Below are 26633 nucleotides of genomic sequence, written 5' to 3' on the forward strand. Positions count from 1 at the left end.
AGAAGTGCCTCACGATGCTTGTAGATTCGAGAAGGCAAAAGCTCGGATCAGCAAAGCGAAAAAACTCGACCAAATTCACGCTAAAAACTGTAACGACGATCGCCCACCCAAATTGTCAGCGGCACCGCATTGCCTTGAGCGTCAATCTTCACCTCGACAACACCGGGATTTTTGCGCTGATTTTGCTGAATATTGTCGTTGACCTCATCGCGTCGGCTTTCTGGCATGTAGTAGGTTTCTAGCCCAAATTGAAGCGAACCATACTGACTTCGCCCTTTGAGCGCGATCTGGTTGGGCTTAAGATTAGCAGGACGATCGCCACTCACAGCGACAGGTTTCCAGGGCTTGGGGCGGTTAGCGGAATTGTTAGCCGGGGCTTGCAAAGTCACATAAACGATCGTGTCTTCAGCTAAGTAGTCTTGAGTACTGGAATAGTTGCTGTTTTTGGGCAGAGACTTCCAGCCGGGGAGTGACTTGAGATTGTCGGTTCGCGAAATGTCGTAGTTAAGGGTGACCGAGTAGCCGCGCATCAAATCGTAGGGATCGACGGGAGCCGTTTGCAGAACAGCCGTTCTTCCGGTGAGGTGGGTGTAGACTGCCTGGGCTGGCACCGACGCGATTAAGACCGTTTGCAGCACCAATGGTAGCCAAAATCGCCATTGAGGAAGGGGGTGCGCTGTCTCGACGGTTGGGTTTGCAGGGGTTGGATTGGCAGGGGTTATATTTTCAGATGTGGGGTTCATAGTGATTCCTCTGGGAGAATTTGGGGAGAGGGGGCGATCGTTCTCACGTAGCGCTCAAACCAGAGTCCGGCGGCGATAATGCCCACTCCACAGAGAACAAACACCAGCGATTTGAGCAGCAAGCCTGTCTGATATTCAAGTAGACGGCTGTAAATTTGCAGGGCTAACAGAACGATGCCAAACCAGAAAAGGCGACGATCGCCCGTTCCCAGACTTTCGCGAATCGTGCCAATTCCCAACATTGCCAGCAGCACGTTTGAGACAAAGGTGGCGAGAATTTGAATCTGGCTGATTTCTGTGTCCCAGTAGATCAACAGCCCCAAGATTACTAAAAAGCTGCCCACAATCACCGTGTTCAAATTGACGCGAAGCCTGCCCGATCGCGTTCTGCCTGATCGCACCAGATAGACCCATTCCACCACCATCAGCACCGTCAAAATCAAAATGCTGGGCAGCGATCGCCATTCTGGAAGCTCGAAATTGGGTGAGGTCGAATGCGTCAGACTCCAGGCACCCTTAAAGGACAGCCAATAGAGCAAACTACCCAAAAGCAAAACGGCAACCCCGCGCGCCAGCTTCTGAAACGGTCGGCTAATCCGGGAGGATGGTCGCCGCAAAAGGTCATTCCACAAACTATCGTCATAGCCCCAGAGCAAAGCGGCAGGCAAAATGGCCACCATCGCCAATCCCAGCCCAGACTGCAAAGCATTGGTAGAAATCGCATTGGACAGAGAAGACCCGACTGCGATCGCCGTAAAGAGAAACAGGACGCGCGATCTCTTTGAGTTACCCGCAAGGGGTCGACACCAGTACGCTAACGGCAGATACATTAACCCAGCGACTAAAGGCATTTGATGGATGATTAGATTCAAGATCGAAAATTCATCTGTCCGACTCACCTGCCACCAGCCCCACCAGTAGCCAATCCCAATCAGCATGATCGCCAACCCGCCTAGCGAAGTCAGCCGCAGACTATAGGCCATCAGCAAAACGCCAATTCCCCAGGTGAGAAAAAGTTCGTGAGGTGACCCGCCAATGTGAAACATTTGAGCCATCAGGGCCATGTTTGCGCCCAAAACGAGCGATCCCAGCAGCAAAAAGCCTTCACCAAGCCGACTTTGCCATTGGTCACGCGAACCTTTCCAGAGCCAAAATCCCGCAAAATTGATGCTGGCAAACAGTGACAACAACATCGCAACTCTGGCCCCGCGCGGGATATCTTGCCAATTTGCGGCGACAAAGGTGATCACGCCCAGACCAATTAAAATGCAGCCCAAGCCGATAAGGATGCGAGTAAAGCGATTTTTGTCCTGGAGGTCGAGGCGATCGAGCTGATAGCGATCGGACAATTGCTGAAGTTGTGTCGGATTGATCAAGCCGTCAGTTTGCCAGGTTTGCACTTCTTGACGAAGCTGACGGCGAAAATTCTCGGAGGGCATGAGATACGCTCCTATAGGTAAATGTGGCGTACTCCCAAATTCTCACAAGTCAATGGGCGAAACTACTGATTTATGCCACCTGTTTAATTGGCGATCGAACCTTCGTAATTGCGTCAAGCGCCAGAGGTTTTTCTACGATCGACTGGAGTCTGGCAATTCGATCGTTTGCTTGATCAAACTATTTGACAGATCGATCCTGGATTCGTCGGCGCTCCATTGGACGATCGTCGCATCTTTAAGCTGACAAACCCGTTCGCTGGTATAAATTCCCTTAATTTCTTTGCTAAAAATGGCTTGATTGAGATAGACGTAAGTGTGGCAGCCGCCATCTAATGGAAAACACCAGCTTTCAACTGTGACAGAGTGCCGACCGCTGGGCGAAGTAGAAACCGTTAAGCAGGGTTCTCGAAACTGTAAAACGAATAAAAGCCACAGGGTCAAGAATGCCAGTAGAGGAATTGACAGCGCTGAAGGAATGAGCACGATCGCCCTCAAAGCGCGAGACTTGGACAAAGTGACGGTTTGCAAGACGGCCCACAGCGAAGCTGCCAGCGTCAGCAACAAAAGGAGCAGCCCACTATAGCGACCTCTTAATTCGTAGCCAGGAAACCAATAGTACAGAATCAGCAGAGTCCAGAAGAGAAAGTTGAGGGCGATCGACAAACTCAAGCTCAGTGAAAGTCTTCGTCGGGACATAATTCAGGTTTTTTCTTCAGCAGATTGATTGTTGACCGTCCCGGATGACTCGTGCAAGTCGGCGAATTAGCGCTGAGATAATCGTTGCAAAAACGCTGCATGTTCGGCTGACTTTTCGCCACTCTCCAACGGCAGAGTCCAATTCACTGAGGCTTTAACCATGCTGAAAAAGAATCAGAAGTTTTGAATATTTTAGCTCTTACGATCGCTCCCCTTTTGCCCCGCTCGACTCACTCCGCTCTCTTTGGCACGCTGCGCTTCGGGTTGATTGATCTGCAATTGTTGGCGACCGTTGCGAATGATGCGCGTCATCTCTGCCATCTGAGCTTCCATATCGCGAAGTACTTTATCGGCGTATTGGTCAGCGCCATTTTGAATGTCTTCACATTCTTCGATCGCCAGTCGCCGCAACTCGTCTAAATCTTGTTGAGCCTGACGACGCTTATGCTCAATTTCAGCAAGGGTTTGCTGTTGGATGACTTCACACTCTTCTTGCACCTGAACACGAATTTGTTGAGCCTCTAACTCTGCCTGACGAATGATCCCCGTCTCGTTTAGAATCTGAGCCGCTCGCCGCTCGGCCGCCTCAATCATGTCTTGGGCATACTGCTCTGCCTGAATGAGAATTTCGTCTTTTTGGCGAACAATCTCCTCAGCTTCGTGAAACGCTTCTGGCAGGCTCAACCGCACCAAATCAAGCTGATCGAGAAACTGATCTTCATCGACAAGGGTGCGCCGACTCCAAAGCAAGCGAGGACTGTCGAGAATCATCTCCTCCAGCCGATTGAGTTCTTGCTGAATGTCGGGGTTGCCCACTCGTGCGCCCTCTGCGTAAGCGGCTCGACCTTGAGAAGCTCCGTTTGCAGAGTTATCGGGACTTATGCTGGATGATTCTTGGCGTAGCATTGGTAAATATCTAGAGCGACATGTTGGGGAACGAGATGGTCGATCGGGCCGCCAAATTTGGCAACTTCTTTGACCACGCTACTACTGAGAAAGCTGTACTCATTCGAGGTGGCCAGAAATATGGTCTCGATTTGGTCAAACAGGGTTTTGTTAGTATGCGCCATCTGCAACTCCATTTCAAAGTCTGAGACAGCGCGCAACCCTCGTAGGAGAGCAGTAGCGCCTCGCATCTGGGCATAGGTCACCGTTAGCCCTTCAAAACTATCTACTTCTACGTTATCAAGATGACGGGTCGCGTGGCTAATCTGCTCCATCCGTTGTTGGACGGTAAATAAAGGCACTTTGTTGGGGTTTCGCAGGACTGCCACAATCACGCGATCGCACAGCCGAGTCCCCCGTGTGATGATGTCGAGGTGCCCAAGGGTGATGGGATCAAAGCTACCAGGATAAATGGCAATCACAGAAAAATTTTTGATGAATACAGAAATTGTAGAAGCAGAAGGGCGAACAGAATCGAATGATTTGAGGAAGGCTTTCTATTGAGCAAATGCACTCAGATCAGCATACCTGGATCTCACAAATCTGCAATCCGTTTTGATGTTTGGAAAGAATATTTGTGGTCAGAGAATCCGCTTGGAAGTGGGCCTGATCGTCTATGGGTTAACTCAACGCGACCCCCTGCGGGTAACTCGAAGCGACCCCTTGCGGGTAACTCGAAGAGATCGCGATTTTCGCTTCGTTGTTCACGGCTTCTGCCCCCAACCCTACCCATTTTGGGAGACTTTGAAACGTAGACTCTTCCAAAAAGTCTCTTATCTGAAGCCTGATTGTGAAAGGATGAGATTCTGCTTCACGATTCAATCGCTTCTGAGACGCTTGACCACTTCACCTGCCAAAAGTTGATGAGTTTCGGTCAGCAGGTCGGGAATTTTGTCGGCGTGGGGACTGTTGGACAGGCATTCTTTTAAGGCTGAGGAATCGATCGCCTCTGCTCGTACGCCTGGAAACCAATGATTGGCTTGACCCAGCAGGTTGTAGCGCATTTTGGCGTAGTCGGTCATGTCGTAGGCGATCGCCAGATTTCGCAACCACAGCACCACGGGAATATTTAAGCCGCCGGGGGTTTGTTCGTGAGTCGGGAGACCTATTCGCCAGGTGTTGAGCCAGTCTTCGCCCAAGCGTTCGATCGCGGCCTTTTCCAGTCGCTCGATAATCGGGGGCAAAACTTCGTCAGCGCGATCCAACAAATCCAGCGTTTTCAAGTGTTCGTCAAAATCTTGGGGACGGGCTGCCCCGACGCTGAGAGTATGAACTTCGGGATGACTCAGGCAAAATAAATTGTTGAAGACGATCGGACTCAATGGCGCACACAGATCCAATAATCGCGGCGACGGTTGGTAAAGCAATCCGCCTTTGTTAGAGGGACTGATGATAAATACGCCCATGTCACGTTGATTGGCAGCGGCGATCGCTTCCCAGTTTTGCTGGTTGATGTAATACCAGTGCAGATTGACGTAATCAAATTGATTGGTCTGAATGGTTTTCACAATCAGATCGGTTGATCCGTGAGTTGAGAAGCCAACAAACCGGACTTTGCCCTGTTCTTGAAGCTTTCGCGCCACTTCGAGGCAGCCACCCGGACGGATCGACTCGTCTAAATGACTTTCTAAATTGACTCCGTGGAATCCCAACAAATCGACGTAATCTAGCTTCAGATAGCGCAGCGATTGTTCAAAGGTTTTGAGAAACGCTTTGGGGTCGGCTGAGGGTTCGATCTTGGTTTGCACAATTAGCTTTTCGCGAGGCAACTTTGGCAAGATTTGACCCAACTGCATTTCTGAAGTGCCGTAGCCGCGAGCCGTCTCAATGTGATTGATGCCCACGTCGAGCGATCGCCGAATCGTATTCTCTAAGTTTTCTTGACCATCAGCAGGAATCTCACGCTCGGAGACATCTTGCCACTTGTACTGATAGCGCATTCCCCCACAAGAGAAGACGGGGATTTGTAGATTGGTGCGTCCAAAGCGGCGATAGAGCATAGGAAAGGGATGAGGGATGAGGGATGAGGGATGAGGGATGAAGGGATTTGCGCTGTGAGTTTTTAATTCAGCATTGGGCAGGGAAAAAACTCTAGAGACTATCCTAACGAGTTCATGTGGGATTCTGGCGATTTGGGTTACGGCGATCGAAGCCAAAAACTCAGAGTTGGCACTGACCTCTACAGATTTTGTTAAAAGGTTTACAGGTTTTGTTGAGGCGTTTACAGGTTTTGTTGAGACGTTTACAGGTTTTGTTGAGACATTTACAGCAAAGGCTTGAACATTTCTAAGTTTCGCCAAGACGTTTGCGGCAAATGCTTGGACGTTTACAGGTTTTGTTGCAGCCTTTATTGTGTTGGCGCGATCGCATCGACCCTTCAATCAAAACGATGCAAAACGAACTCCTTCAGGGATGACATCGCCGCCTTAAGATAGGGACATCCCCGTGAAACTTTTGCTCAAGCGACCTATGGATAGCGCGATCGCTCTACGCCGCATTTCCGTCCAGGACTATCACCGCATGGCAGAGGCTGGAATTTTTCGACCAGAGGAGCGGGTTGAGTTACTGGAGGGGCAACTGATCAAAATGGCAGCCAAAGGAACGGCGCACAGTGCATCCGTGAGTCGAGTTGAGGCATTGTTGAGAAGCTGTTTGAGAAATCGAGTGCTGCTGAGGCTGCAAGATCCGATCCGATTAAATGATTACTCCGAACCAGAACCCGATATTGCGATCGTCCTCCCTGATCCAGGCTATTACGAAGACCATCACCCCATTCCCTCAGAAGTTTTTTGGCTAATTGAGGTGTCAGACACGACGCTGAAATACGATCGCGAGGTAAAAGCCCCCAGTTATGCTCGATCGGGAATCGTAGAGTATTGGATCTTAGATGTGAATCAGCGTGTGCTTCACGTCTATCGATCGCCCAGTCAAAATGGCTATCAATCCGAGATCGCTTTGGCAGAAGAGAGCCAAATTGCACCCCTGGCATTTCCAGACTGTGTGATTTCGGTTGGGCAAATGCTGCGATCATTGCAATAAATCGGTGAATCTACTCCAGCCTTTGAGGAAAACGACCCCTTGCAGGTAACTTGAAGAGATCGCTTCCAAGCTTGAGAGACCATAAAAACTCATCCCTCGCCCTGTTTTACATTTCACGAACGATCGGCTGTCCATCCTTAATCTCGCCAATCAGCACCACATCGGCAACATTGACAAACAAGCCGTTTTCGAGAACGCCGGGAATGTTGTTCAACGTTTTTTCGAGTTCGGCAGGGTTATCGATGCGATCGAACTTCACGTCTACCACCAGATTGCCCTGATCAGTGACAACCGGCCCGGCTTTTTTGATGCCCATCCGCAGTTCGGGTTTGCCACCGAGTTTAGCGATCGCTTTCATCACCGGAGTCACCGCCATCGGAATCACTTCCACAGGCAACAGAAAGGTTGAACCCAACTGATCCACCAGTTTGCCGCCATCGACTACGACAATAAACTGAGCCGCTAAACTATCGACAATCTTCTCCTGAGTGTGAGCCGCACCGCCCCCTTTGATCAAATTCTTCTGAGGGTCAACTTCATCCGCTCCATCGATCGCGATATCAATGCCATCAATCTCATCCAGCGACACCAGCGGAATTCCATATTGCCGTGCGAGAACGATCGCCTGAAACGAGGTCGGCACCCCTTTGATATCTTTGAGATCACCCGACTTGAGGCGATCGCCCAACGCTTGAATGGCATAAGCAGTCGTTGACCCAGTGCCCAGCCCTACAATAGAACCAGACTGCACCCTGGCGGCGGCGGCGACTCCCACCTGCTGTTTCATAATTTTTGCGGGGTCAGTTTCTGCGCTCATAATCAAATCCTATTGGTTAGCAAATTCAGCAGCGGGCATTCCAAACGCTCCAAGCTGCAACAGTCAGTCTACTATTTACGAGGGTTCCGCCGATGAGCCGAGACGAAGATTTTTTACCCGAAGAATCCACCGCGCTATCACTGCCCGATCTGCTGCAAAAAGGCAATCAAGCGGCTCAGGAGGAACATTATTCAGACGCGCTGACTTACTACGACCAGGCATTAGATCAACATCCAGAGTGTGAAGAAGCCTGGTATCAGCGAGGAATGGCTTTAAGCGCGATCGCCCGACTTGATCCGGCTCTCGTCAGCTTCGATCGAGCGTTAGAACTCAATCCTCACTACCCCGAAGCCTGGATCGGTCGCGGCAAGATTCAGACACAGAAGTCGAAGTACAAAGCCGCGATCGCCAGTTTTGATCAAGCGTTAATCCTTCAGCCAGACAGCGCCCAGGCCTGGTTAGAGAAAGGCAAGCTTGCCGCCCTGATGCATCGTTATAAAGAAGCGCTAATCTATTACAACAAAGCCGTTAACTGTGAAGACCTCAAAGAAGCCTGGAGCGATCGGGCAAACATTCTCTGGTTTCTCAATCGCCGAGAAGACGCTTTAGACAGCTACAAACAACTCACCCGCCTCAATCCCCAGGATGCAGCCGCCTGGAGTCAACAGGGCAACGCACTCTACTGGCTCAATCATTACGAAGAAGCAGCAGAATGCTACGACCAAGCTCTCGCACTCAAATTGGATGCGGATGTCTGGGGAAGTCGAGGGGCCGCCCTAAAAAAAGTGGCGCTCTTTGACGAAGCGATCGCCAGCTACGACCAAGCTCTCAAACTCCGACCCGACGACTCAACCCTCTGGCACAAAAGAGGCCTGACCCTGAGAAGCATGGAGCGATATGAAGGCGCGATCGCCAACTTTGACAAAGCACTTTCTCTCAAACCAGACCTCTACGCCGCCACCCGCAGCAAGCTGTTCACGCTTTTCAAAACTCGACAGTTGAGGAAATACCTTTTTAGCAAAAACCCAATCGATCAAGAAAAAGCCTCCCGTGATCTGCAAAACGTTCTCTCAACGGCGATCAAAACAAAAGTGCCAGGAGCGATCGTCATTGCTCTCACCACATTTTTTAGTCTAGGTGGGTTCTACAGTCTTTTCCTAAATGGGATTTTCTTAAACGGAGTGACCACTCGACTCACTGCGATCAGCGTGGCTCTGATCTTCTTACTCATCTCTTATATGGGGGAGTGGATCGAAGAAGGGCGCAATTGACACTTCCCATGCCTAAAGGCGAGGGGATTCTTGGCTCAACGAAACCACTTAACCTAGATTCCTTGCAGTCTCTAGCCCAGAGGTGGGATTCTCCCCAAGCGTTAATTCGGGTATGCCCTACCCTATTCGCACGAGTGCGAGTCCTGTTTCGGTCTGAAGCCAATTCGCTTCAAAAGGCTGGTCGTCTAGCTCCTCTAAATCTTTTACCTACTGCGAGGAGGGAACTAGAACCATGCAGTAGAACCGCATAGATTTAATTGTCAAGGTGCAGCGTGTCTTTCGACAACCAGGTTTTTTAAGTGGTTGATTACCTTGCCACTAGAATGAGTGTACCAGATGAGTACACAGCATGACTGAAAAACAACTTCACGTTAGAGTCTCCGAGGAGGAAATGAAACCACTTGAGCGCTATGCTAAAAAGTCAAAGCGAACCAAGACAGACGTTGTACGTGAATTTCTGCGTTCCTTGTCGTGAGAGATTGGCGCTACCGCGCCGTCGCTATCCATCCCCATGCCTAAAGGCGAGGGGCTTTCCGCTCAATTTCGGTAAGCTTAACTATTTGTAAAGAAAAATTAAGAACCTTGCAGTAACGTTGAGAAATTGCCCAAAACCTGATGGGGCCTTTACGCTAAGAACAGACGAGACCTCTTGTTTGAGGTTGGTTTTCGCATTGCAGCAGACCAATCTTGCTTTCTAAACAAACTTCAAGAAGTCAACCTCTAGGTCAAACCTTTGAGACAGGCGTTGAGAGGAAAATTCATGAATATCGAAAAATACCGCGTTACATGTACCCTTTCGTTTGGCGATATTTACGGTCAAATTATTGTTTGGCTGATCGTGCTGTTTATTAGTTTGGCGGCGGCAATGGCTCTGATGGGTGCAAGTCGTCCTGTGTATGCGTTGGCTACGGTCGGATTGGTGCTGGTGTTGTCTCTGCCATTTTTGCTGTTTGCCTTTGTGACAACGCTGCTCAACCATATTGAATTTACGGCCGTTGATCCTGCCCCTCAACCTCAAACTTCAGCAGCGTCTCCGACGGGTCAGCGAACGGTGCAAGCAGCAGGCTAATTTTGGTCAACCTTTAAGAGTAATTTTTGAAGCGTGAACGATCGACCGCTTTTAGGCGCTGAGAGTTGTCGATCGTGGCCTGTCGATCCAGTCATTCAGGGACTATATTGTATCCTGTTGAGTTTGAGGCAATCTTGTGGCTGAAGAAAAGCGGAAAAATCGGTGGCTGCTAAATGTGGTGCTAATCATCGCCACGGTGGGCTTGTTAGGAGTGTCCATTATTCCTCTCATTGCCTCGACGTTTAATAGTCCGACCCAACAGGCAAAGGCGGTTCCCAGTCCAGCCCAGTTGATCGAGGCCAAAAAGGCAGACGTTGAGGCGCAAGCCAGAGGGTACGAAGAAGTTCTTAAGCGTGAACCTGACAATCAAACAGCGCTGCGAGGATTGCTAGAAGCCAAACTGCGATTGAATGATGTCAAGGGCGCGATCGATCCGTTAGAAAGACTGTCTAAAGCAAACCCAACTCAGACGGAATACGGCGTTCTGTTGGCTCAGGCAAGACAGCAGACGGGTGACCTCGAAGGATCTGCTCAGGCTTACCGCAATATTCTCAATACCAAACCTGGCGATTTGAATGCCCTGCAAGGGTTAGCCGGATTGTTGATTGAGCAAAAACGACCAGAAGCGGCGATCGGGCTTCTACAAGACACGCTAAAGAATGCGCCTCAAGCGAATAAAGCTCAAACGGGCAGTGTGGATACGACGGCGATTCAAGTTTTGTTGGGTAAGGTTTTTGCATCTCAGAAGCGATTTGACGAAGCCCTCAACGTCTTTGACGAAGCCATCAAAACCAACAAGCAAGATTTTCAGCCCGTGTTTTACAAAGCTTTGGTGCTAAAAGAACAGGGCAAAAAAGACGAGGCGAAACCTTTGTTTGAGACGGCTGCTTCGTTGGCTCCTGCTCAATATAAGGATCAGATTCAACAGGCTGCGAGTGATGCGCCTCCTAAAGTGACGATGCCTGGTGCGACTCCAGCTAGTCCTGGTGCGACCAGTCCGGCTCCGGTGGCTCCTCAATCTGAAGCGGCTCCGCAAGTCCAGGGCAGTCCTTCTGTTGAGGCTCCGGCTCCCAAGAGCGAAGAGGAAAAGAGCGAGAAGAACTAGCGTGTGGGGGATGGTTGCCTGACGAACTACGCTGCTTCCATTCCCTGACTGAATCGATCGTTCCCTTTTATCCTTTAGCCGCATTTGTGGTTTGACATTGGGTGCAAAGACCAAAAAACTCCAGCATGTGATAGTAGATTTTGAACTGGTAAGAGTCGTGCAGTTGAGATTCTAAAGCGTGGACGGGGCACTGGTCGATCGCCACTGAGCTACCACACTGAACGCAGGTGAGATGGTGTTTGTCTTCTTGCACCAGACTGTAGAGTGCTTCTCCATTAGCCAACGTTCGCACTTGCACCATACCTTCTAGCTTGAGTGACTCCAGGGCACGATATACCGTTGCCAGCCCCATGCTCAGGTCTCGATTCCGCAGTTCGACATAGAGATCTTGAGCAGAAATCGCTTTGTTTAAGGTCTTTAAGATGTCCAGGATTCGTTCTTGACTGCGGGTGCGTTGTGCTTTCATGGGTGCGTCCAAAATAAAATCGAAATTCTGCGCTTTCTGATTGAGAACCACAGCTTTGGGGTGGTGCAGTCTTAGAATGATAAAGCTGTTAGCATTCAAGACGGTCTTTGTAGCAATCAGGACATGGCTGTGACTCAGAAATATCAAGCTCAAATCTATGTTACTCTTCGCCCTTCGGTGTTAGATCCGGCGGGGACGGCGGTGCGATCGGGCTTAACTCACATGGGATACGACAATGTTGAGCAAATCAGAATTGGCAAGTACATTGAGCTAACGCTGAACGCAGAAAATGAAGTGGCCGCGCGTGAACAACTCGATCGCGTCTGTGACCAGCTTCTCGCCAACCCCGTTATTGAAAATTATCGGTTTGATCTCAAGCAATTGTCTACACCATTGAATATAGGTTCATAGATCAGGGATTTAGAAGGGATGAGGGATGAGGGAGGAAGGATGAAATTTGGGGTTTTGGTTTTTCCGGGGTCGAATTGCGATCGCGATGTGGTTTGGGTGACGCAGGGGTTACTTGATCAGCCGACGCGCATGATCTGGCACGAGGAAAGTGATCTTTCGGATATTGATGTGGTCGTCGTTCCGGGGGGGTTTAGCTATGGTGATTATTTGCGATGTGGAGCGATCGCTCGATTTTCTCCGGCGATGCAGTCTACGATTCAACATGCAGAACAGGGCAAATGGGTGCTGGGCATTTGTAATGGGTTTCAAGTGCTGACAGAGGCGGGTTTGTTGCCGGGGGCGCTGGTGAGAAATCGAGATCTGCATTTCGTCTGCGATCGCGTCCCGCTAAAAGTTGAGCGTACCGATTTACCCTGGACGCAGGCTTATCAAACTGGAGAAGTGATTACATTGCCGATCGCGCATGGAGAAGGCAGCTATTACGCGGATGCTGACACGCTCAAGTCGCTCGAAGACAATCAGCAAGTTTTGTTTCGCTACTGCAATTCCTCTGGTGAATCTGATCCAGTTAGCAACCCCAACGGATCGATGAACCACATTGCGGGCATTTGTAATCGATCGGGTAATGTATTGGGAATGATGCCTCACCCGGAGCGATCGGCTGACCCGGCCCTAGGCGGTGTCGATGGAATGCGTTTGTTTAAGGGATTGCTGACGATCGCGGGTGTTGGTTAGAAGTTGAGCGATCGTCGGCTAAATTCTATTTTTAGACCTTCTCCCTCGCAGAGGTTGCTGGCCCTTGGTAAAGATTAAAACCCGTTGTTCTAGGTCTGCAAGAATTTATTGCTAAACTCTTCACACCAACAACGGAGAGCGCCGTTATGAACATCTTAATTCGGCTCCTTCAGGAAGATGAACTATCGATCGCTGAACATATCTTTCGACTTGCCTTTGGCACATTTGTTGGATTGCCTCAACCCACCGATTTTGGCGGTGACGCAGACTACATCAAATCCCGATGGAACGTTGATCCGACAGCGGCATTTGCTGCCGAGATTGATGGGAAACTAGCTGGCTCCAATATCGCTATTTCTTGGGGGAGCGTTGGTATTGTTGGGCCGCTTAGTGTTCATCCTGACTATTGGGATCAAGGCATTGCTCAACGTCTAATAGAACCTGTGATGGCTCAATTTGCTCAATGGGGAACGCGACAGGCTGGGCTGTTTACTTTTCCAAATAGCCCAAAGCACCATGCACTCTATCAGAAGTTTGGATTTTACCCACGCTTTCTGACCTTTATTATGGCGAAACCGATTCAGGCAGGTCAGCAAAACTTAGTTGCAACGAACTACTCTAAACTCGACCCGCAGCAGCAATCTGATTGTCTCAAAGAGTGTTTTCAACTTACAGATGCAATTTATTCTGGGCTAGATCTATCGCGTGAGATTCTAGCCGTCCATGCTCAAAATTTAGGTGATACCGTTTTGCTGTGGGATGAGACAGGTCTAGCAGGATTTGCAATTTGTCATTGTGGTGCAGGTAGCGAAGCGGGTAGTGATGTCTGCTCGATCAAGTTTGGGGCAGTGCGCCCAGGAATACGAGCAGGAGAACAGTTTGAACAGTTGCTTGATCGGTGTGAAGGCTACGGAGCGGCTCAAAAAATGTTGCGTCTCGTAGCTGGAGTGAATACTAGTCATGATGCAGCCTATACCAGAATGGTTGCTCGACGTTTTCGCACTGAAATCATTGGTGTCGTGATGCACAAGCCAAATGAGGCTGGTTACAGTCGATCAGACGTTTTTGTATTAGACGATTGGCGCTAGCAGCTGTTTAATAATTCGATCGCAGCAGACTATAGAAGGATTCTAGTACTGTTGTCTAAATGATTGAGCGTTCCTGACAAGAGCGCTCTTTTGATATGAGGAATTGTAACTTTTAGATTGCAAAAGATGTTTATAAATTAAGAAAGTTTGACTTAGGAATGCTTGAAACAACCTGAATTCATTCTCTAAGTTTTTATAAAGAAACAAGATTTTTGTTAATGAACTTTTGTAAAAGAACTAGTGCCGAAAAGCCTTGAAAACTCGTAAAAGTGCAAGCACGATCGCTCAAGAAAATTAACAAAACTCCCCTAGAAAAATGAAGATAAATATCCGTAAGATGAATGCAGGTAAATTATTTGCCGATTCATTCGTTACGGCTATATTTTTTGTCGTTTCACGCAATTATCACCACTATGACCACAACATTAGAAAGACGCGACGGCGGCAATCTGTGGGATCGGCTTTGTGACTGGGTTACCAGCACCGATAACCGGATTTATGTCGGCTGGTTTGGGGTTCTCATGATCCCCACTTTGCTGTCTGCAACGATCTGCTTCATCATTGCATTCATCGCTGCGCCCCCCGTTGATATTGACGGCATTCGTGAGCCTGTAGCTGGCTCCCTGATGTTTGGCAACAACATTATTTCGGGTGCAGTCGTTCCTTCCTCCAACGCGATCGGCTTGCACTTCTACCCCATCTGGGAAGCCGCTTCTCTGGATGAATGGCTGTACAACGGTGGCCCTTACCAACTGGTTGTTCTCCACTTCCTGATTGGCATTTTTTGCTATATGGGTCGTCAATGGGAACTCAGCTACCGTCTGGGAATGCGTCCCTGGATTTGCGTTGCCTATTCTGCTCCTTTGTCGGCTGCGCTGGCTGTTTTGTTGATCTACCCGATCGGTCAAGGCAGCTTCTCAGATGGAATGCCCCTGGGAATCTCTGGCACCTTCAACTTTATGATCGTGTTTCAAGCTGAACACAACATTTTGATGCACCCCTTCCACATGTTGGGTGTCGCGGGTGTGTTTGGTGGCAGCTTGTTTTCGGCGATGCACGGCTCACTCGTCACCTCTTCTCTGGTGCGTGAGACAACCGAAAACGAAACGCAGAACGCGGGCTATAAGTTTGGTCAAGAGGAAGAAACCTACAACATTGTGGCGGCTCACGGCTACTTTGGTCGGTTGATCTTCCAATATGCGTCGTTTAACAACTCGCGATCGCTGCACTTCTTCTTGGGTGCGTGGCCCGTCGTTGGGATCTGGTTTACCGCTTTAGGTGTCAGCACGATGGCATTTAACCTGAACGGCTTTAACTTTAACCAGTCGGTTCTCGATTCTCAGGGTCGAGTCATCAATACTTGGGCTGACATGATCAATCGTGCCAACTTGGGGATGGAAGTGATGCACGAGCGCAATGCTCACAACTTCCCGCTGGATCTGGCTTGTGAAGAGGCAACTCCAATTGCTCTACAAGCTCCTGCAATCAACGGCTAATCTAGTCGGTTAAATCTCTATCAAAGTCCTCGATCGTTCATCGTTTCGGGGACTTTTGCTATTTGAACCGAACAATATCTTGTCTCAAAGTCTCCCAGAATTGGGGGATTTAGGGGGCAGAAGCCGACTAAAACGAAGCAAAAAACTCGAAATCGAGTTACCCCCAAGGGGTCGAATTCACGCAACCTTAGTAGGCTATTCTTCTCCGATCACGGCACTGCGATCGAGCAGCAGCAAATTCCGTAGTTGGTCGGTGTCGAGGTCTGTGAGCCAGCTTTCACCAGCGCCAATTACCTGTTCTGCAAGCGCTTTTTTGCTTTCGATCATTTCGTGAATGCGCTCTTCTAAAGTGCCAGTGCAAACAAATTTGTGAACCTGAACGTTGCGAGTTTGTCCGATGCGAAAGACACGATCGGTTGCCTGGTTTTCGACAGCCGGATTCCACCAGCGATCGAAGTGAAAGACGTGATTGGCGCGAGTTAGATTTAACCCGACACCTCCCGCTTTGAGCGACAGAATGAAAATGCGCGGCCCTTGAGGATCTTGTTGGAAGCGATCGATCATTTCTTCGCGCTGCTTTTTAGAACTGCCGCCATACAGAAAGAGCGTTTCTCGTCCCAGTTGCTTTTCGAGATGGGCTTTGAGAAGTTTTCCCCATTCTGCAAACTGCGTGAAAATTAAGGCCCGATCGCCCTCCGCCACCGCTTCTTCGAGCATTTCTTCTAAGCGTTGCAGTTTACCCGATCGAGACTGAAAGATTGAACTGTCAGGGTCAGGAATGGGCTGATCGGTTTCTTCTGTTTTGAGCAGTCCTGGATGGTTGCAGATTTGCTTGAGTTTGGTGAGCAGTGCCAGAATAATTCCCTTACGCTGGATGCCTTCAGCAGCTTCGATGTCTTTGAGAGAACGATCGACCACGCCTTGATACAGTGCAGCCTGCTCGGCCGACAGTCCACAAAAAACGGTCATCTCTTGTTTGTCGGGCAGGTCTTGAATGATGTCACGATCGGTCTTCAGTCGCCGCAAAATAAAAGGTTGAGCCAGCGATCGCAATGTTTGTAGAGAAGTCGTGTCGCCGTATCGCTCGATCGGAATGGCAAATCGCCGCTGAAAAAAGTTTTTAGGCCCGAGATAGCCCGGATTCAAAAAGTCCAGAATTGACCACAGTTCAGATAGCCGATTTTCGACGGGCGTTCCGGTTAGGGCGATGCGAAACTGAGTTTCTAACTGCCGAACGGCTTGCGATTGTTTTGACTCGACATTCTTGATATTTTGCGCCTCGTCTAAGACCACGCCCTGCCAGGGAACAGTCGTCAACGCTTTGAGATCTCGCTGCACCAGGGTATAGCTGGTAATCACCAGATTATATTTCCTCGCTTCTTTGGTGAAAGTTGCTCCCTGGGGACGTTTCTCGCCATGATGAACGATCGCTTTGAGCGTCGGGGCAAACTTTTTCACCTCTCGCTCCCAGTTTCCCAGCACCGAAGTCGGACACACTAATAAAATTGGCTGCTCCAAATTGCCCTGCTGCTTAAGATGCAACAAAAAGGCGATGAATTGAATCGTTTTGCCCAAACCCATATCGTCGGCGAGACAGGCTCCCAAGCCCCACCGTTCCAGAAAGGTCAGCCACGCTACGCCACGCGATTGATAGGGACGCAGTTCGCCTTGAAAGTCCTTTGGGGTCTCTATTTCTTCGACGGGCTGGTTTCCGGTCAGAGTCGTCACCAATTCTTGCAGGGCACCGGACGCTTCAAAACTGACCACGGGCAGCTTCTCGATCGTCTGCGTATCTCCACTACTAATCCGCAGCGCATCCTCAAGTGAGAGCGTCGTCTGATCTTTGCGGGCTGCAAAAAACGATTGGGCGGATCGAATGTCTTGCGATCGCAACTCCACCCATTCCCCATTGATTTCGACTAAGGGAGTATTCATCGCGACCAGGCGATCGAATTCTGCTTTCGATAAACTGTGTCCGCCAATGGATAGTTCCCATTCAAAATTTAGTAGGCTTTGCAATCCCAATCGTACTTTTTTTCTGGTCGGCGTAGAGGCTCGAATTTTGAGTCCCAGCTTATTCGCCCAGCCGCCCCGATTTGCCAAACTCGCAGGCAAAATCACTCCCAATCCGCTGTCTTGCAATCTCCAAGCCATATTCATAATAAAGTCGTAGGCTTGAGTCGGATTCAGGTGACACACTTGCGGGCGGGCTTCTTCAAGGCTTGGCTCGATCAGATTGTAGACACGAGAAGCCAATCCCAATCCCATCAATAACGTCTCTTGGGGATGGTCGATCGTGCGTCCCAAATAAGCAAATCGATCGACGGGATTTTGCCAAATAATCGGAGCGCTGATCAGAAAATCAGGATCATCGATCGCTTGTAAACAATAGTTCAGCGTCCAATCTTTTTGATAGTTGTTGGCAGGCGGTTCAAGCTGAAAACAAGTGCGAAACTGAGCGGTTTGATAATTCCGTAACGGTGCTTTCCAGGCTGTCAGGGCGGATTCGAGGCGATCGAGTTCCCTGATCTCCAACCGTCTGGCAGGCTGACCCAGGGATTGTAGCCATTCTTGCAGCGGAGAATCAATGGCGATTGCGTCACGAGACGGTTTCAATGGTTGCTGACTGGTCATCAGGCGGACTTGTGCATCCGTGACCTGATTCAAAAAGTCCAACAACAGCGCTTGAGGTTCTGGGGGCAGTTCGATCGAGAAGGTTTCTGCCAAACTTTGCTGATAGGTGCGACAGACTGACGGCATCTGACGGCCAAAATGTCCCAATCGCGCCTGATCGGTGGAACTGTCAAGCAACGCTTCCCAAACGCCAAATTGCTCAGTCAGTCCGGGGAGAAACTTCGATCGTGCCAGCAGATCCCAACTCCAGCGGGCCACATGTGACCAATAGCGCAAATCGCCGCCCACAAACGATTCCTCGTCACTCAAGCCACTCAGCGGCAGCGAATTCAAAAACCTCAGCGCTTCCAGAGGATTCAACGCCAGTCCTTCAAGTTTCCACGGCGCTAACAAAACAGACTCGCCCAGACCCGATGCGGCCGACAGTTGCGGAACTAATCCTTCTTCTGAATCGGGTGTCCCGGTTGGCAGTGCCAAAACTTGTGATTTCCAGCGGTCAGAGGGCGCGATCGTCGAAGCTGATTTTCGGCCTCGTTTGGTAGAACTGGCCACTTCTAACTCTTTTAAGAGCGGCAACCGGAGACTTTTGACTTGTTGAAGTGAAGTTAAAAACTCGACTAACTCCGATCGACTCATGGCATAAGGATGGGCTGGAATTAGCGCCTGCTCTGGCTTTCCTTCTTCTAATCTGCGCCAGGTTTCGCCCCATATCAGCAAACAGCCCTCGCTCAAAGGACGTTCATGCTCGTCTTGAAACGCTTGCGACTGGAAGATCCAACTACCATGTAAAACTGCCATTCGAGTTAAAAATCCCTGAAATTGTTTTAGTCAGACACGCTCGACAAAGAATGCAGCAGGACGTCGGGGAAAGTCAGAATTTTAGGTAAATGTCCAGGGTCTCTAGCGTAGCGGGTCTCGTTTGTCACTCACCAAATTTTAGCGATCAACCTGATTTAGCTAACATAATGATGGTATTGCGATCGTCTGAAATGATGGTACAACTTCCGCTTGATAAAACTTTAAGAAACGGTGAAACAGTTCGATTAGACCAAATGCAAGCGGCTGAAGGAGAGAAGGTGCGATCGCTTTTTAATGCGGTGATCGTCGAGGGAGAAACCTATCCTCAGAAACATCCCCTTTCTAAAACTGAGTTTGCCGCTTATTGGCTCGTTGGAGATGCTTTTGTCGTTCGCAACAGTTCGCCTTCCTCCCCGACTAATCAAACCAAAATTTTAGCGGCCTTCTTCATCAAACCCAACTTTCCTGGACGCTGTAGCCATATTTGTAACGCTGGCTTTATTGTACAACCTGAAATGCGAGGTCTGGGGATCGGTCGCCTCATGGGAGAAGCTTTGCTGGAGTTAGCGCCTACACTTGGTTACAGCGCAATCATGTTTAATCTCGTCTTTGCCACTAACACAGCCTCAATTCAGCTTTGGAAGTCACTCAACTTTGAGATTATCGGTCACATTCCCAACGCTGTGCAACTAGAGGATCAGACGGTTGATGCCCTGATTTTCTATCGATCGCTGGCTTGACCCCTAAAAGCGTAAAGTTCTCAAAATCCAGTTCTCAAAATCCAGCCCTCAATCTTCAACCCTTAACCCTCAAAACTCCTTCCTGATTCAACAATAATGCTGAACTAAATTGTCGATTTTTGGACGCGAATTAGAACGCTGCAACCATTAAAAAAGTCAGCAAAAGTGTATCAGTGTTAGGATTGCGTCAGGACGAAAAAAAAGAACAAAGAAAGGAAAGGACACTTCATGCAAGAGTTCGAGAAGTCAATATCCTTTGATGGTAGGGATATTCGACTCAAAGTTGGATTGCTCGCTCCCCAAGCTGGAGGTTCGGTGTTAATCGAGTCGGGTGATACGGCAGTTTTGGTCGCTGCAACCCGTGCCCAAGGTCGAGAAGGCATCGATTTTCTACCGCTCCTTGTCGATTATGAAGAACGGATGTACGCGGCGGGTCGGATTCCCGGAGGCTTTCTGAGACGAGAAGGTCGCCCCCCCGAAAAGGCAATTCTCACCTGTCGGCTAGTCGATCGCCCGCTGCGCCCCTTGTTTCCCCTCTGGCTACGCGATGATATTCAGGTTGTAGCCACTACGCTGTCGATGGATGAAATGGTGCCTCCGGATGTGTTGGCGGTGACGGGCGCTTCGATCGCCGTTCTCTTGGCCAAGATTCCCTTTAATGGGCCGATGGCCGCCGTGCGCGTTGGCTTAGTCGGCGATGATTTTGTGATCAATCCCACCTACAAAGAGATTGAATCGGGCGATCTGGATCTCGTCGTCGCAGGCACGCCCGATGGCGTAATCATGGTCGAAGCGGGCGCAAATCAACTGCCTGAGCAAGACATGATCGAAGCGATCGATTTTGGCTACGAAGCAGTGCGCGATCTGATTGCCGCCCAGCTAGAACTCATCAAAGAACTGGGTATTGAACTGGTGAAGGAAGAAGCGCCGGCGATCGACCCCACGCTAGAAGACTTTATCCGAGAGCGAGTGACGGCTCCGGTCAAAGAGATTTTAGGCAGATTTGAGAAAGACAAGCACGTTAGAGAAACGGCGCTAGATGCGGTCAAAAAGTCGGTGGTCGAAGCGATCGCCGAACTTCCTGAAGAAGACCCGGTCAAAGTCGCGGCGGTTGCCAATCCCAAAGCGTTGAGCAATACGTTTAAGGATGTCACCAAAACGCTGATGCGCCGTCAAATTGTCGAAGACGGTGTGCGCGTCGATGGTCGCAAACTAGATGAAATTCGCCCGATTTCCTGTCGAGTTGGCGTGTTGCCGCGTCGGGTGCATGGCAGCGGTTTGTTTAACCGTGGATTGACTCAGGTGATGTCGGCGGTGACGTTGGGCAGTCCGGGAGATGCTCAAGATCTTGACGATTTGCACCCCGACGAAGAGAAGCGCTATCTGCACCATTACAACTTTCCGCCTTACTCAGTGGGTGAAACGCGCCCCATGCGATCGCCCGGTCGTCGAGAAATCGGTCACGGTGCCCTGGCAGAACGCGCGATCGTTCCCGTCTTGCCGCCCAAAGAGCAGTTTCCTTACGTGATCCGAGTGGTTTCCGAAGTGCTGTCTTCCAATGGTTCGACTTCGATGGGTTCGGTTTCTGGCTCGACTCTGGCGCTGATGGATGCGGGTGTGCCGTTGATCAAGCCTGTGGGCGGTGCTGCGATGGGGTTGATCAAAGAAGGCGAAGAAATTCGTATCCTCACCGACATTCAGGGTATCGAAGATTTCTTAGGCGATATGGATTTCAAAGTCGCGGGAACGGACACTGGGATTACCGCTCTGCAACTGGATATGAAGATCACAGGACTGCCCATGAGTGTGATTGCAGACGCGATCAACAAGGCGAAACCTGCGCGGATTCATATTCTCAACAAAATGCTGGAGGCGATCGACAAGCCCCGCCAAGACATGTCACCCTTTGCGCCTCGGTTGCTCACCCTCAAGATTGATCAGGATTTGATTGGTCTGATCATTGGCCCTGGTGGCAAAACGATCAAGGGCATCACTGAGGAAACGGGAGCCAAAATCGACATTGACGATGATGGCACGATTACGATTTCCGCAGTCGATGGCGAGAAGGCCAAACGCGCCCGGAGTATTATTCAAGGCATGACGCGCAAGCTGAGTGCAGGGGATGTCTATGTGGGCAAAGTGACGCGGGTGATTCCGATCGGAGCCTTTGTCGAGTTTCTTCCTGGCAAGGAGGGCATGATCCACATTTCTCAACTGGCGGATCATCGGGTCGGCAAGGTCGAAGATGAAGTGACGCTGGGCGATGAGGTGATCGTCAAGATTCGTGAAATTGACAATCGGGGTCGCGTGAATTTGACTCGGTTGGGCATTCACCCAGATGAAGCTGCTGCCGCTCGTGGGGCTGTCACAGCTAGTTGAGGCTTGATTTAGTTAAAGATTTAGAAGTGATTCGTCCTCTAGCTTTGAGTTGGGGGGCGATTTTTTGTGGGTAAAGGGAGCCGCAAAGTGTCTGAAGGGTTGCTTTTTGAGAGAAACTTTGAGTCGATCGATGGCTCCCTAACTTCCTACACTCAATCTCCTACAGTTGAATTGTCTTTTTGTTGTGCAATTCCTCCAGGTGTATGAGTGAACCAGCCCCCATGACAATATCGAACTTCATTAAAGACCGCTGCACTTGATAGCCCGCTAACACGCGAATCACTTGATATTCAGTGGTCAAATCGCTCGTGCCATCCCATTTGAGATAGGCCAGTTGACTTGATGCAATTTCACTCAATTGTTCAACAAACTCGTCAATAGAATTCCTGATGTCTGAGAGAATGCCAGAGGGCATGAAAATCAGTCGGTCTTGCAAATCTAAGGTAACAGTGACTTGATATCGTCTTACCAATGAGCATTGCAACTCAAAGCTAAACGAAACCGAGTCAGGAAGGTGTCTCCTAACGGCCATGTTGTGATTCCTCTCTGTTTAGTGCAAAGAGGATGGGAACGCGGTTTCCCCGGATGGGGAACCATAAAGCAATGGCTCAAACGTTCCCCGCAAATGTGAACTGTGTGCAGGATCTTGATTCCAGCCTTTCAAGATCCCATCGCAAAGCTGACGGTGTACAATCATATACGCCTCTGAAGTTACTACTCTTAACTTTAGATGGAAGTCCTCGGAGTTCTGATTGTGGAGATCAGGCTTCGGGGCGTTTAGATCCATCTGCGAAGTATTCTACAAGAGTTTTTCGTTTTTTGGAATCCCGAATTTTTGAGAGTGGCTCTGCTTGCACGAAAGCATCACTTGAATGCAGCGTCCTTTGCAGTCTATTTTGTTAAGCAGAGGGTGTGATAGATTTAGCATCAGGTGACTAGTTTATGCAAATGATGCCTGTACAGATGAAAGCGCAAGTGCTGTCTCTCCTTCAAGAAAATCAACAGCAGCTACATTGGTTTGGAGTGAGTCGTTGTGGTGTCTTTGGTTCATTTATGCGTGACAGTGCAATTCATGATCAAAGCGATGTCGATATTTTGGTTGCTTTTGAGCCGGATGAGAAAACGTTTGATAACTTTATGCATCTCTCTTTTTTTCTGGAAGACCTTTTTGGTAGAGCGATCGATCTCGTCACGATCGAGTCATTAAGCCCTTACATTGGCCCACACATTTTGGATGAAGTCGAGTATGTCTCCATCGGCTCGTGAGTATTTACGAAATCAGGCTAATTCTCAAGCAAGAATACTTCTAAGCTGAAGTAGAAGTGTTGTCAATCTTCAAGCCTTTTTGCTCTCTGTGGGAATGCTAAAGCTGTCCGTCTAAACAATATTCTCTAATGGAATCTGAAGACAAAACTGAGCTTTTGGTTTGCGTTGGCACTTTTGATCACGCTGGCATTCCGATTACTGTAACCAAACATTTGAGCGATCGCGCAACCGTTGCGTTTCAAACAATTTCTCTCAACATGCTGGTTGCCAATTTACTAGACATTGCACCTGCCGAAGTTGCTTACGTTCACAGCAAAGACGGCACCTCGATCAAAATCGAGCGAAATTTCAAAGGCTTTATTGGCTACCTGCAAGCCTCTAACCAATCGGAGCCATGAGCGTTAGAATCGTCAGAGCTAGTTTAGACAGTTCAAAGTAAAGACTATGGCCAGTGCAGACGATCGCAAAAAACGCATTCTAGAGCATCTTGCTCGCAGCACCGCAGATTTTGCGAAACCGCTTCCGATTCGATCGGCAGAGCGTAGACAGCGCATTCTCGATCACGTTCGGCGGACAACGGGCTAAAAAAAGGGGTGCTCGATCGAGCAATCCCCATTAGTGATTGAGAAGCTTGAATGTAACAGCGATTGAGCTTACTTGGCGGGAGGCATCAAAACCGTATCAATCACATGAATCACGCCGTTGCTGGCTTTGACATCGGCCCCGGTGACTTTTGACTTGTTGACCATCACGCCGCTTTTGCCCACCATCACGCTGACAGGGCTACCTTCGACCGTTTTGACCTTGCCTGATTGGAGGCTGGTCGAAAGCACTTCGCCGGGAACGACGTGGTAGGTGAGAACCTGGATGAGTTTGGCCTTGTTTTCGGGCTTGAGCAGCGTCTCAACCGTACCTTTGGGAAGTTTGGCAAAGGCGGCATCCGTGGGTGCAAAAACGGTGAACGGGCCAGACCCGTTGAGGGTTTCGACGAGGCCAGCCGCTTTGAGAGCAGCCGTCAGCGTTTTGAAGGAGCCGTTCGCGGTGGCCACGCCTACGATCGTTTCGCTTGATGTCATCCCACTAGGAGAACCCATCGGAGCCGGGGTAGACATCGGCTGAGTCATCGGCTCGGCTGGCTGAGTCATCGGGCTAGACATGGGCATGGGTGCCGCGGGCTTGGGCTTGGGCGAGTGCATGTCTGCTTGGGTCGCATTGGGAAGGCTGACCAGCGCACCGAAGCTCAAGACTCCTGCGAGACTCAATAGTTTGATCACAGTCGTTTTCGTTTGCATGGGAATGGTATCCAGATTACGTAAAGTGAACTTTTGTAACGCCGCGTAAATCTTATAACGATTTTTCGCAAATCACAACAACTGTATGGCTTGTTTCAAATCGGCTAAAGCGATCGGCTGAAACAGACCGTTGCGATCTGCCTCGCTACAAGAACTTGGCTAGAGTCGCCATTCGGTGCAGACGATCTTCGAGCTTTTTGGTTCCAATTAACCTCTTTTTTGTTCTAAACGACGACTGACGATCGACATTGAGTAGCAAAAAACCCAGTAAATCAGACCAATAAATAGATAAACTTCTGCGTAGCGTCCCAAGAACTGAGGTTGAGCCAAAATCGATCGGGCGATTCCCGTGAGTTCTACTAGGGCAAACAACGCTAACAGTGACGTATCTTTGAATAGCGAAATAAATTGTCCGACGATCGCTGGAATCACTGCCCGCAACGCTTGAGGCAAGACAATCAACCAGAGCGTCAGAGGCGTATTTAGCCCCAGTGCTTTAGCGGCTTCGATTTGACCCGATGGCACAGATTGCAACCCGCCGCGCACATTTTCTGCTAGATAAGCAGCGTTGAATAACACGAGTCCGGCGATCGCTCTCACGACGCGATCCAATCTTACCTGACCGGGCAACACTAGCGGCAACATCACCTGCGCCATAAAGAGGATTCCAATCAGGGGTAGTCCTCTGACTAGCTCAATGTATATCGTGCAGAATCCTTTGAGAACAGGTAATATACTCTGACGACCTAATGCTAAGAGAATACTAAGCGGAAAGGCTAAGAGAATGCTGATGATTGCTGACAACAATGTGAGCAACAATCCATTCCATAAATTTGTGCCAACGGGAGTGAGAAAGCCACCGCCCCCGATTAACCATAGGATGAGAAAAAAAGAAATTGGTAAAACGAATAGAGATGTCTTCTGTTGAGATAGTTTGAGTTGTCGGCTGAGAATGCTAGAGGCGATCGCCCCGACCAACACCAGAAAGGCAACCCACAATCGCCAGGATTGGCTAACGGGATAGCGTCCGATAAAAAACAGAGGCAAATTTCGAGCGACAACTGCCCACTGTGCTTTGATAAAAATCCAATTGATCAGTCCGTAACCAATCCAGATCAGCAGCGCAAAACAAACGATCGTTAGCAGACTATTTGCCCAGGTGTTAAAGAAGTTTTTGTGTAGCCAATGGGTTATAGAGACTTGAGTTTTGGGTCTTGAGGATTGAGTTGGGGTCATCGTTCTACCAGTTGTACGGAACGGTTGTACAAATTCATCGATAGGGAAATGATCAAGCTGATGGTCAGATAGGTTGCACAGATCAACAGCATGACTTCAACGGCGCGTCCGGTTTGATTAAACGTGGTCGATGAGATGGCGTAGAGATCGGGATAGCCGACGGCGATCGCCAGACTAGAATTTTTGGCTAAGTTCAAATATTGGTTAGAGAGGGACGGAATGATCGCCCGTAATGCCTGGGGCAAAATCACCAACCGCATCACCAGTCCGGGTTTGAGTCCGAGCGATCGGGCGGCTTCCCATTGACCTCTAGGCACTGACTGAATGCCGCCACGCACAATTTCTGCGATAAAGGTTCCGGTGTAGAGGGTCAATCCGGCAAGTAAGGCGGAAAATTCGGGTGAAAGCTGTGTCCCCAGTAGCCCAACGCCTCGATTGCTAAAGTTGATGAATCCTAGCGAAATGGCATTCTCTGGGGTAGGCAAGCTCAAGAAAACAGCGAAATACCAGAAGAAAAGCTGTAATAGCAATGGGGTGTTTCGCAATCCTTCTACATAGACCATTGCTAGATGCCTGACCAGCCAATTGTTAGACAATCGAGCAATTCCCGCGGTTACACCGACGATCGTCGCGGCAATAATCCCAGTCACAATCACCTTGAGCGAATTGAGCAAGCCGATCAGTAGAGCTTGACTGTAGTTGTCAGACGGTTCGTAACCGACGGGAGTTTCGCCGATCGTAAAGCCGGCCTGCGATCGCAAAAAGCCAAAGCCGACGCGAATTCCTAATTGTTTTAGGTTGCGATCGAGATTGGTGCCCAAAAATGCCAGTGCTGAGATGATGAGAATCACGGCGATCGCTTGTCCTGCAAATCGCCAAAATCGAGCAGTCCGCCAGAGAGGAGTCATGAAGACAATCGAAAAGGTATAACGTCTAGATTACACCGAGCATAGGATGTCTGCGAGATC

26 protein-coding genes are annotated in these 26633 nt (G+C 49.5%); 13 read left to right on the forward strand and 13 right to left on the reverse strand.

All coding sequences use genetic code 11. From position 1 onward, the window contains the following. Window positions 1–80: 80 nt before the first annotated feature. The 6 genes from ACKFKH_RS01630 to ACKFKH_RS01655 form a co-directional block, all read right to left on the reverse strand. Window positions 81–743 carry a GDYXXLXY domain-containing protein gene (locus ACKFKH_RS01630; protein ID WP_446856475.1) on the reverse strand — a complete coding sequence of 221 codons (663 nt, stop codon included), beginning with the start codon at window positions 741–743 and terminating at the stop codon, window positions 81–83. Continuing rightward, window positions 740–2182 carry a DUF2157 domain-containing protein gene (locus ACKFKH_RS01635; RefSeq protein ID WP_446856476.1) on the reverse strand — a complete coding sequence of 481 codons (1443 nt, stop codon included), beginning with the start codon at window positions 2180–2182 and terminating at the stop codon, window positions 740–742. Before ACKFKH_RS01635 ends, ACKFKH_RS01630 begins: the two co-directional genes overlap by 4 nt. A gap of 132 nt (window positions 2183–2314) precedes the next feature. Then, window positions 2315–2878, reverse strand: a complete 564-nt coding sequence (locus ACKFKH_RS01640) for a hypothetical protein (protein WP_446856477.1) — start codon at window positions 2876–2878, stop codon at window positions 2315–2317. Window positions 2879–3070: 192 nt separating this feature from the next. Then, window positions 3071–3784: a hypothetical protein gene (locus ACKFKH_RS01645; protein ID WP_446856478.1), complete on the reverse strand. Its 714-nt coding sequence runs from the start codon at window positions 3782–3784 to the stop codon at window positions 3071–3073. Beyond that, complete coding sequence (coaD, locus tag ACKFKH_RS01650) at window positions 3757–4245, reverse strand: pantetheine-phosphate adenylyltransferase (protein WP_446856479.1); 489 nt, start codon at window positions 4243–4245, stop codon at window positions 3757–3759. Before coaD ends, ACKFKH_RS01645 begins: the two co-directional genes overlap by 28 nt. 396 nt (window positions 4246–4641) lie before the next feature. After that, the gene (locus tag ACKFKH_RS01655; protein WP_446856480.1) at window positions 4642–5823 is read right to left on the reverse strand and encodes an aldo/keto reductase; all 1182 of its coding nucleotides are present in this window, start codon (window positions 5821–5823) and stop codon (window positions 4642–4644) included. Between the two features lie 454 nt (window positions 5824–6277). Here ACKFKH_RS01655 and ACKFKH_RS01660 point away from each other — a divergent pair, with 454 nt between their 5' ends. Continuing rightward, entirely contained in the window at window positions 6278–6862 is a 585-nt protein-coding gene (locus ACKFKH_RS01660) for a Uma2 family endonuclease (protein ID WP_446856481.1), read from the forward strand. A gap of 106 nt (window positions 6863–6968) precedes the next feature. Here the strand turns inward: ACKFKH_RS01660 and rpiA are convergent, their stop codons facing one another. After that, window positions 6969–7679, reverse strand: a complete 711-nt coding sequence (gene rpiA, locus ACKFKH_RS01665) for a ribose-5-phosphate isomerase RpiA (RefSeq protein WP_446856482.1) — start codon at window positions 7677–7679, stop codon at window positions 6969–6971. Window positions 7680–7771: 92 nt separating this feature from the next. On the opposite strand from rpiA, the gene ACKFKH_RS01670 reads away from it, so the two are divergent. The 3 genes from ACKFKH_RS01670 (at window position 7772) to ACKFKH_RS01680 (ending at window position 11124) form a co-directional block, all read left to right on the forward strand. Next, window positions 7772–8950, forward strand: coding sequence for a tetratricopeptide repeat protein (locus ACKFKH_RS01670; RefSeq protein ID WP_446856483.1), 1179 nt, complete (start codon window positions 7772–7774; stop codon window positions 8948–8950). Between the two features lie 760 nt (window positions 8951–9710). Continuing rightward, on the forward strand, window positions 9711–10019 hold the full coding sequence (locus ACKFKH_RS01675) for a hypothetical protein (RefSeq protein ID WP_446856484.1): 309 nt from the start codon (window positions 9711–9713) through the stop codon (window positions 10017–10019). Between the two features lie 136 nt (window positions 10020–10155). Next, complete coding sequence (locus tag ACKFKH_RS01680) at window positions 10156–11124, forward strand: tetratricopeptide repeat protein (RefSeq protein WP_446856485.1); 969 nt, start codon at window positions 10156–10158, stop codon at window positions 11122–11124. 67 nt (window positions 11125–11191) lie between these two features. Here the strand turns inward: ACKFKH_RS01680 and ACKFKH_RS01685 are convergent, their stop codons facing one another. Beyond that, window positions 11192–11641 carry a Fur family transcriptional regulator gene (locus ACKFKH_RS01685; RefSeq protein WP_446856486.1) on the reverse strand — a complete coding sequence of 150 codons (450 nt, stop codon included), beginning with the start codon at window positions 11639–11641 and terminating at the stop codon, window positions 11192–11194. Between the two features lie 72 nt (window positions 11642–11713). Here ACKFKH_RS01685 and purS point away from each other — a divergent pair, with 72 nt between their 5' ends. The 4 genes from purS (at window position 11714) to psbA (ending at window position 15320) form a co-directional block, all read left to right on the forward strand. Next, the gene (gene purS / locus ACKFKH_RS01690) at window positions 11714–12001 is read left to right on the forward strand and encodes a phosphoribosylformylglycinamidine synthase subunit PurS (RefSeq protein WP_446856487.1); all 288 of its coding nucleotides are present in this window, start codon (window positions 11714–11716) and stop codon (window positions 11999–12001) included. 39 nt (window positions 12002–12040) lie between these two features. Further along, the gene (gene purQ / locus ACKFKH_RS01695; RefSeq protein WP_446856488.1) at window positions 12041–12736 is read left to right on the forward strand and encodes a phosphoribosylformylglycinamidine synthase subunit PurQ; all 696 of its coding nucleotides are present in this window, start codon (window positions 12041–12043) and stop codon (window positions 12734–12736) included. A gap of 146 nt (window positions 12737–12882) precedes the next feature. Beyond that, window positions 12883–13824: a GNAT family N-acetyltransferase gene (locus ACKFKH_RS01700; RefSeq protein ID WP_446856489.1), complete on the forward strand. Its 942-nt coding sequence runs from the start codon at window positions 12883–12885 to the stop codon at window positions 13822–13824. Window positions 13825–14237: 413 nt separating this feature from the next. Next, window positions 14238–15320, forward strand: a complete 1083-nt coding sequence (psbA, locus tag ACKFKH_RS01705) for a photosystem II q(b) protein (protein ID WP_446856490.1) — start codon at window positions 14238–14240, stop codon at window positions 15318–15320. 195 nt (window positions 15321–15515) lie between these two features. Here the strand turns inward: psbA and ACKFKH_RS01710 are convergent, their stop codons facing one another. Continuing rightward, window positions 15516–18752: a DEAD/DEAH box helicase gene (locus ACKFKH_RS01710; protein ID WP_446856491.1), complete on the reverse strand. Its 3237-nt coding sequence runs from the start codon at window positions 18750–18752 to the stop codon at window positions 15516–15518. Window positions 18753–18919: 167 nt separating this feature from the next. Here ACKFKH_RS01710 and ACKFKH_RS01715 point away from each other — a divergent pair, with 167 nt between their 5' ends. Both ACKFKH_RS01715 and ACKFKH_RS01720 read left to right on the forward strand, forming a co-directional pair. Continuing rightward, on the forward strand, window positions 18920–19492 hold the full coding sequence (locus ACKFKH_RS01715; RefSeq protein WP_446856492.1) for an N-acetyltransferase family protein: 573 nt from the start codon (window positions 18920–18922) through the stop codon (window positions 19490–19492). A 228-nt stretch (window positions 19493–19720) separates the two neighbouring features. Continuing rightward, window positions 19721–21871 (forward strand): polyribonucleotide nucleotidyltransferase, encoded by a 2151-nt coding sequence (locus ACKFKH_RS01720; RefSeq protein WP_446856493.1) that lies wholly within the window; start codon window positions 19721–19723, stop codon window positions 21869–21871. A gap of 160 nt (window positions 21872–22031) precedes the next feature. On the opposite strand, the gene ACKFKH_RS01725 is transcribed toward ACKFKH_RS01720, so the two are convergent. Next, a complete protein-coding gene (locus tag ACKFKH_RS01725; RefSeq protein WP_446856494.1) occupies window positions 22032–22403 on the reverse strand; it encodes a hypothetical protein in 372 nt (123 codons plus the stop codon). A 410-nt stretch (window positions 22404–22813) separates the two neighbouring features. On the opposite strand from ACKFKH_RS01725, the gene ACKFKH_RS01730 reads away from it, so the two are divergent. The 3 genes from ACKFKH_RS01730 to ACKFKH_RS01740 all read left to right on the forward strand — a co-directional run bounded on the left by ACKFKH_RS01730 (window position 22814) and on the right by ACKFKH_RS01740 (window position 23722). Then, window positions 22814–23137: a nucleotidyltransferase family protein gene (locus ACKFKH_RS01730; RefSeq protein WP_446856495.1), complete on the forward strand. Its 324-nt coding sequence runs from the start codon at window positions 22814–22816 to the stop codon at window positions 23135–23137. Window positions 23138–23265: 128 nt separating this feature from the next. After that, window positions 23266–23535, forward strand: a complete 270-nt coding sequence (locus ACKFKH_RS01735; protein ID WP_446856496.1) for a hypothetical protein — start codon at window positions 23266–23268, stop codon at window positions 23533–23535. 46 nt (window positions 23536–23581) lie between these two features. After that, window positions 23582–23722: a hypothetical protein gene (locus tag ACKFKH_RS01740; protein WP_446856497.1), complete on the forward strand. Its 141-nt coding sequence runs from the start codon at window positions 23582–23584 to the stop codon at window positions 23720–23722. A gap of 68 nt (window positions 23723–23790) precedes the next feature. On the opposite strand, the gene ACKFKH_RS01745 is transcribed toward ACKFKH_RS01740, so the two are convergent. The 3 genes from ACKFKH_RS01745 to ACKFKH_RS01755 form a co-directional block, all read right to left on the reverse strand. Further along, on the reverse strand, window positions 23791–24429 hold the full coding sequence (locus tag ACKFKH_RS01745; RefSeq protein WP_446856498.1) for a fasciclin domain-containing protein: 639 nt from the start codon (window positions 24427–24429) through the stop codon (window positions 23791–23793). Between the two features lie 207 nt (window positions 24430–24636). After that, entirely contained in the window at window positions 24637–25665 is a 1029-nt protein-coding gene (locus ACKFKH_RS01750; RefSeq protein ID WP_446856499.1) for an amino acid ABC transporter permease, read from the reverse strand. Next, a complete protein-coding gene (locus ACKFKH_RS01755; protein ID WP_446856500.1) occupies window positions 25662–26573 on the reverse strand; it encodes an amino acid ABC transporter permease in 912 nt (303 codons plus the stop codon). Before ACKFKH_RS01755 ends, ACKFKH_RS01750 begins: the two co-directional genes overlap by 4 nt. Window positions 26574–26633: the final 60 nt, after the last annotated feature.

The organism is Phormidesmis sp. 146-20, assembly GCF_052939475.1.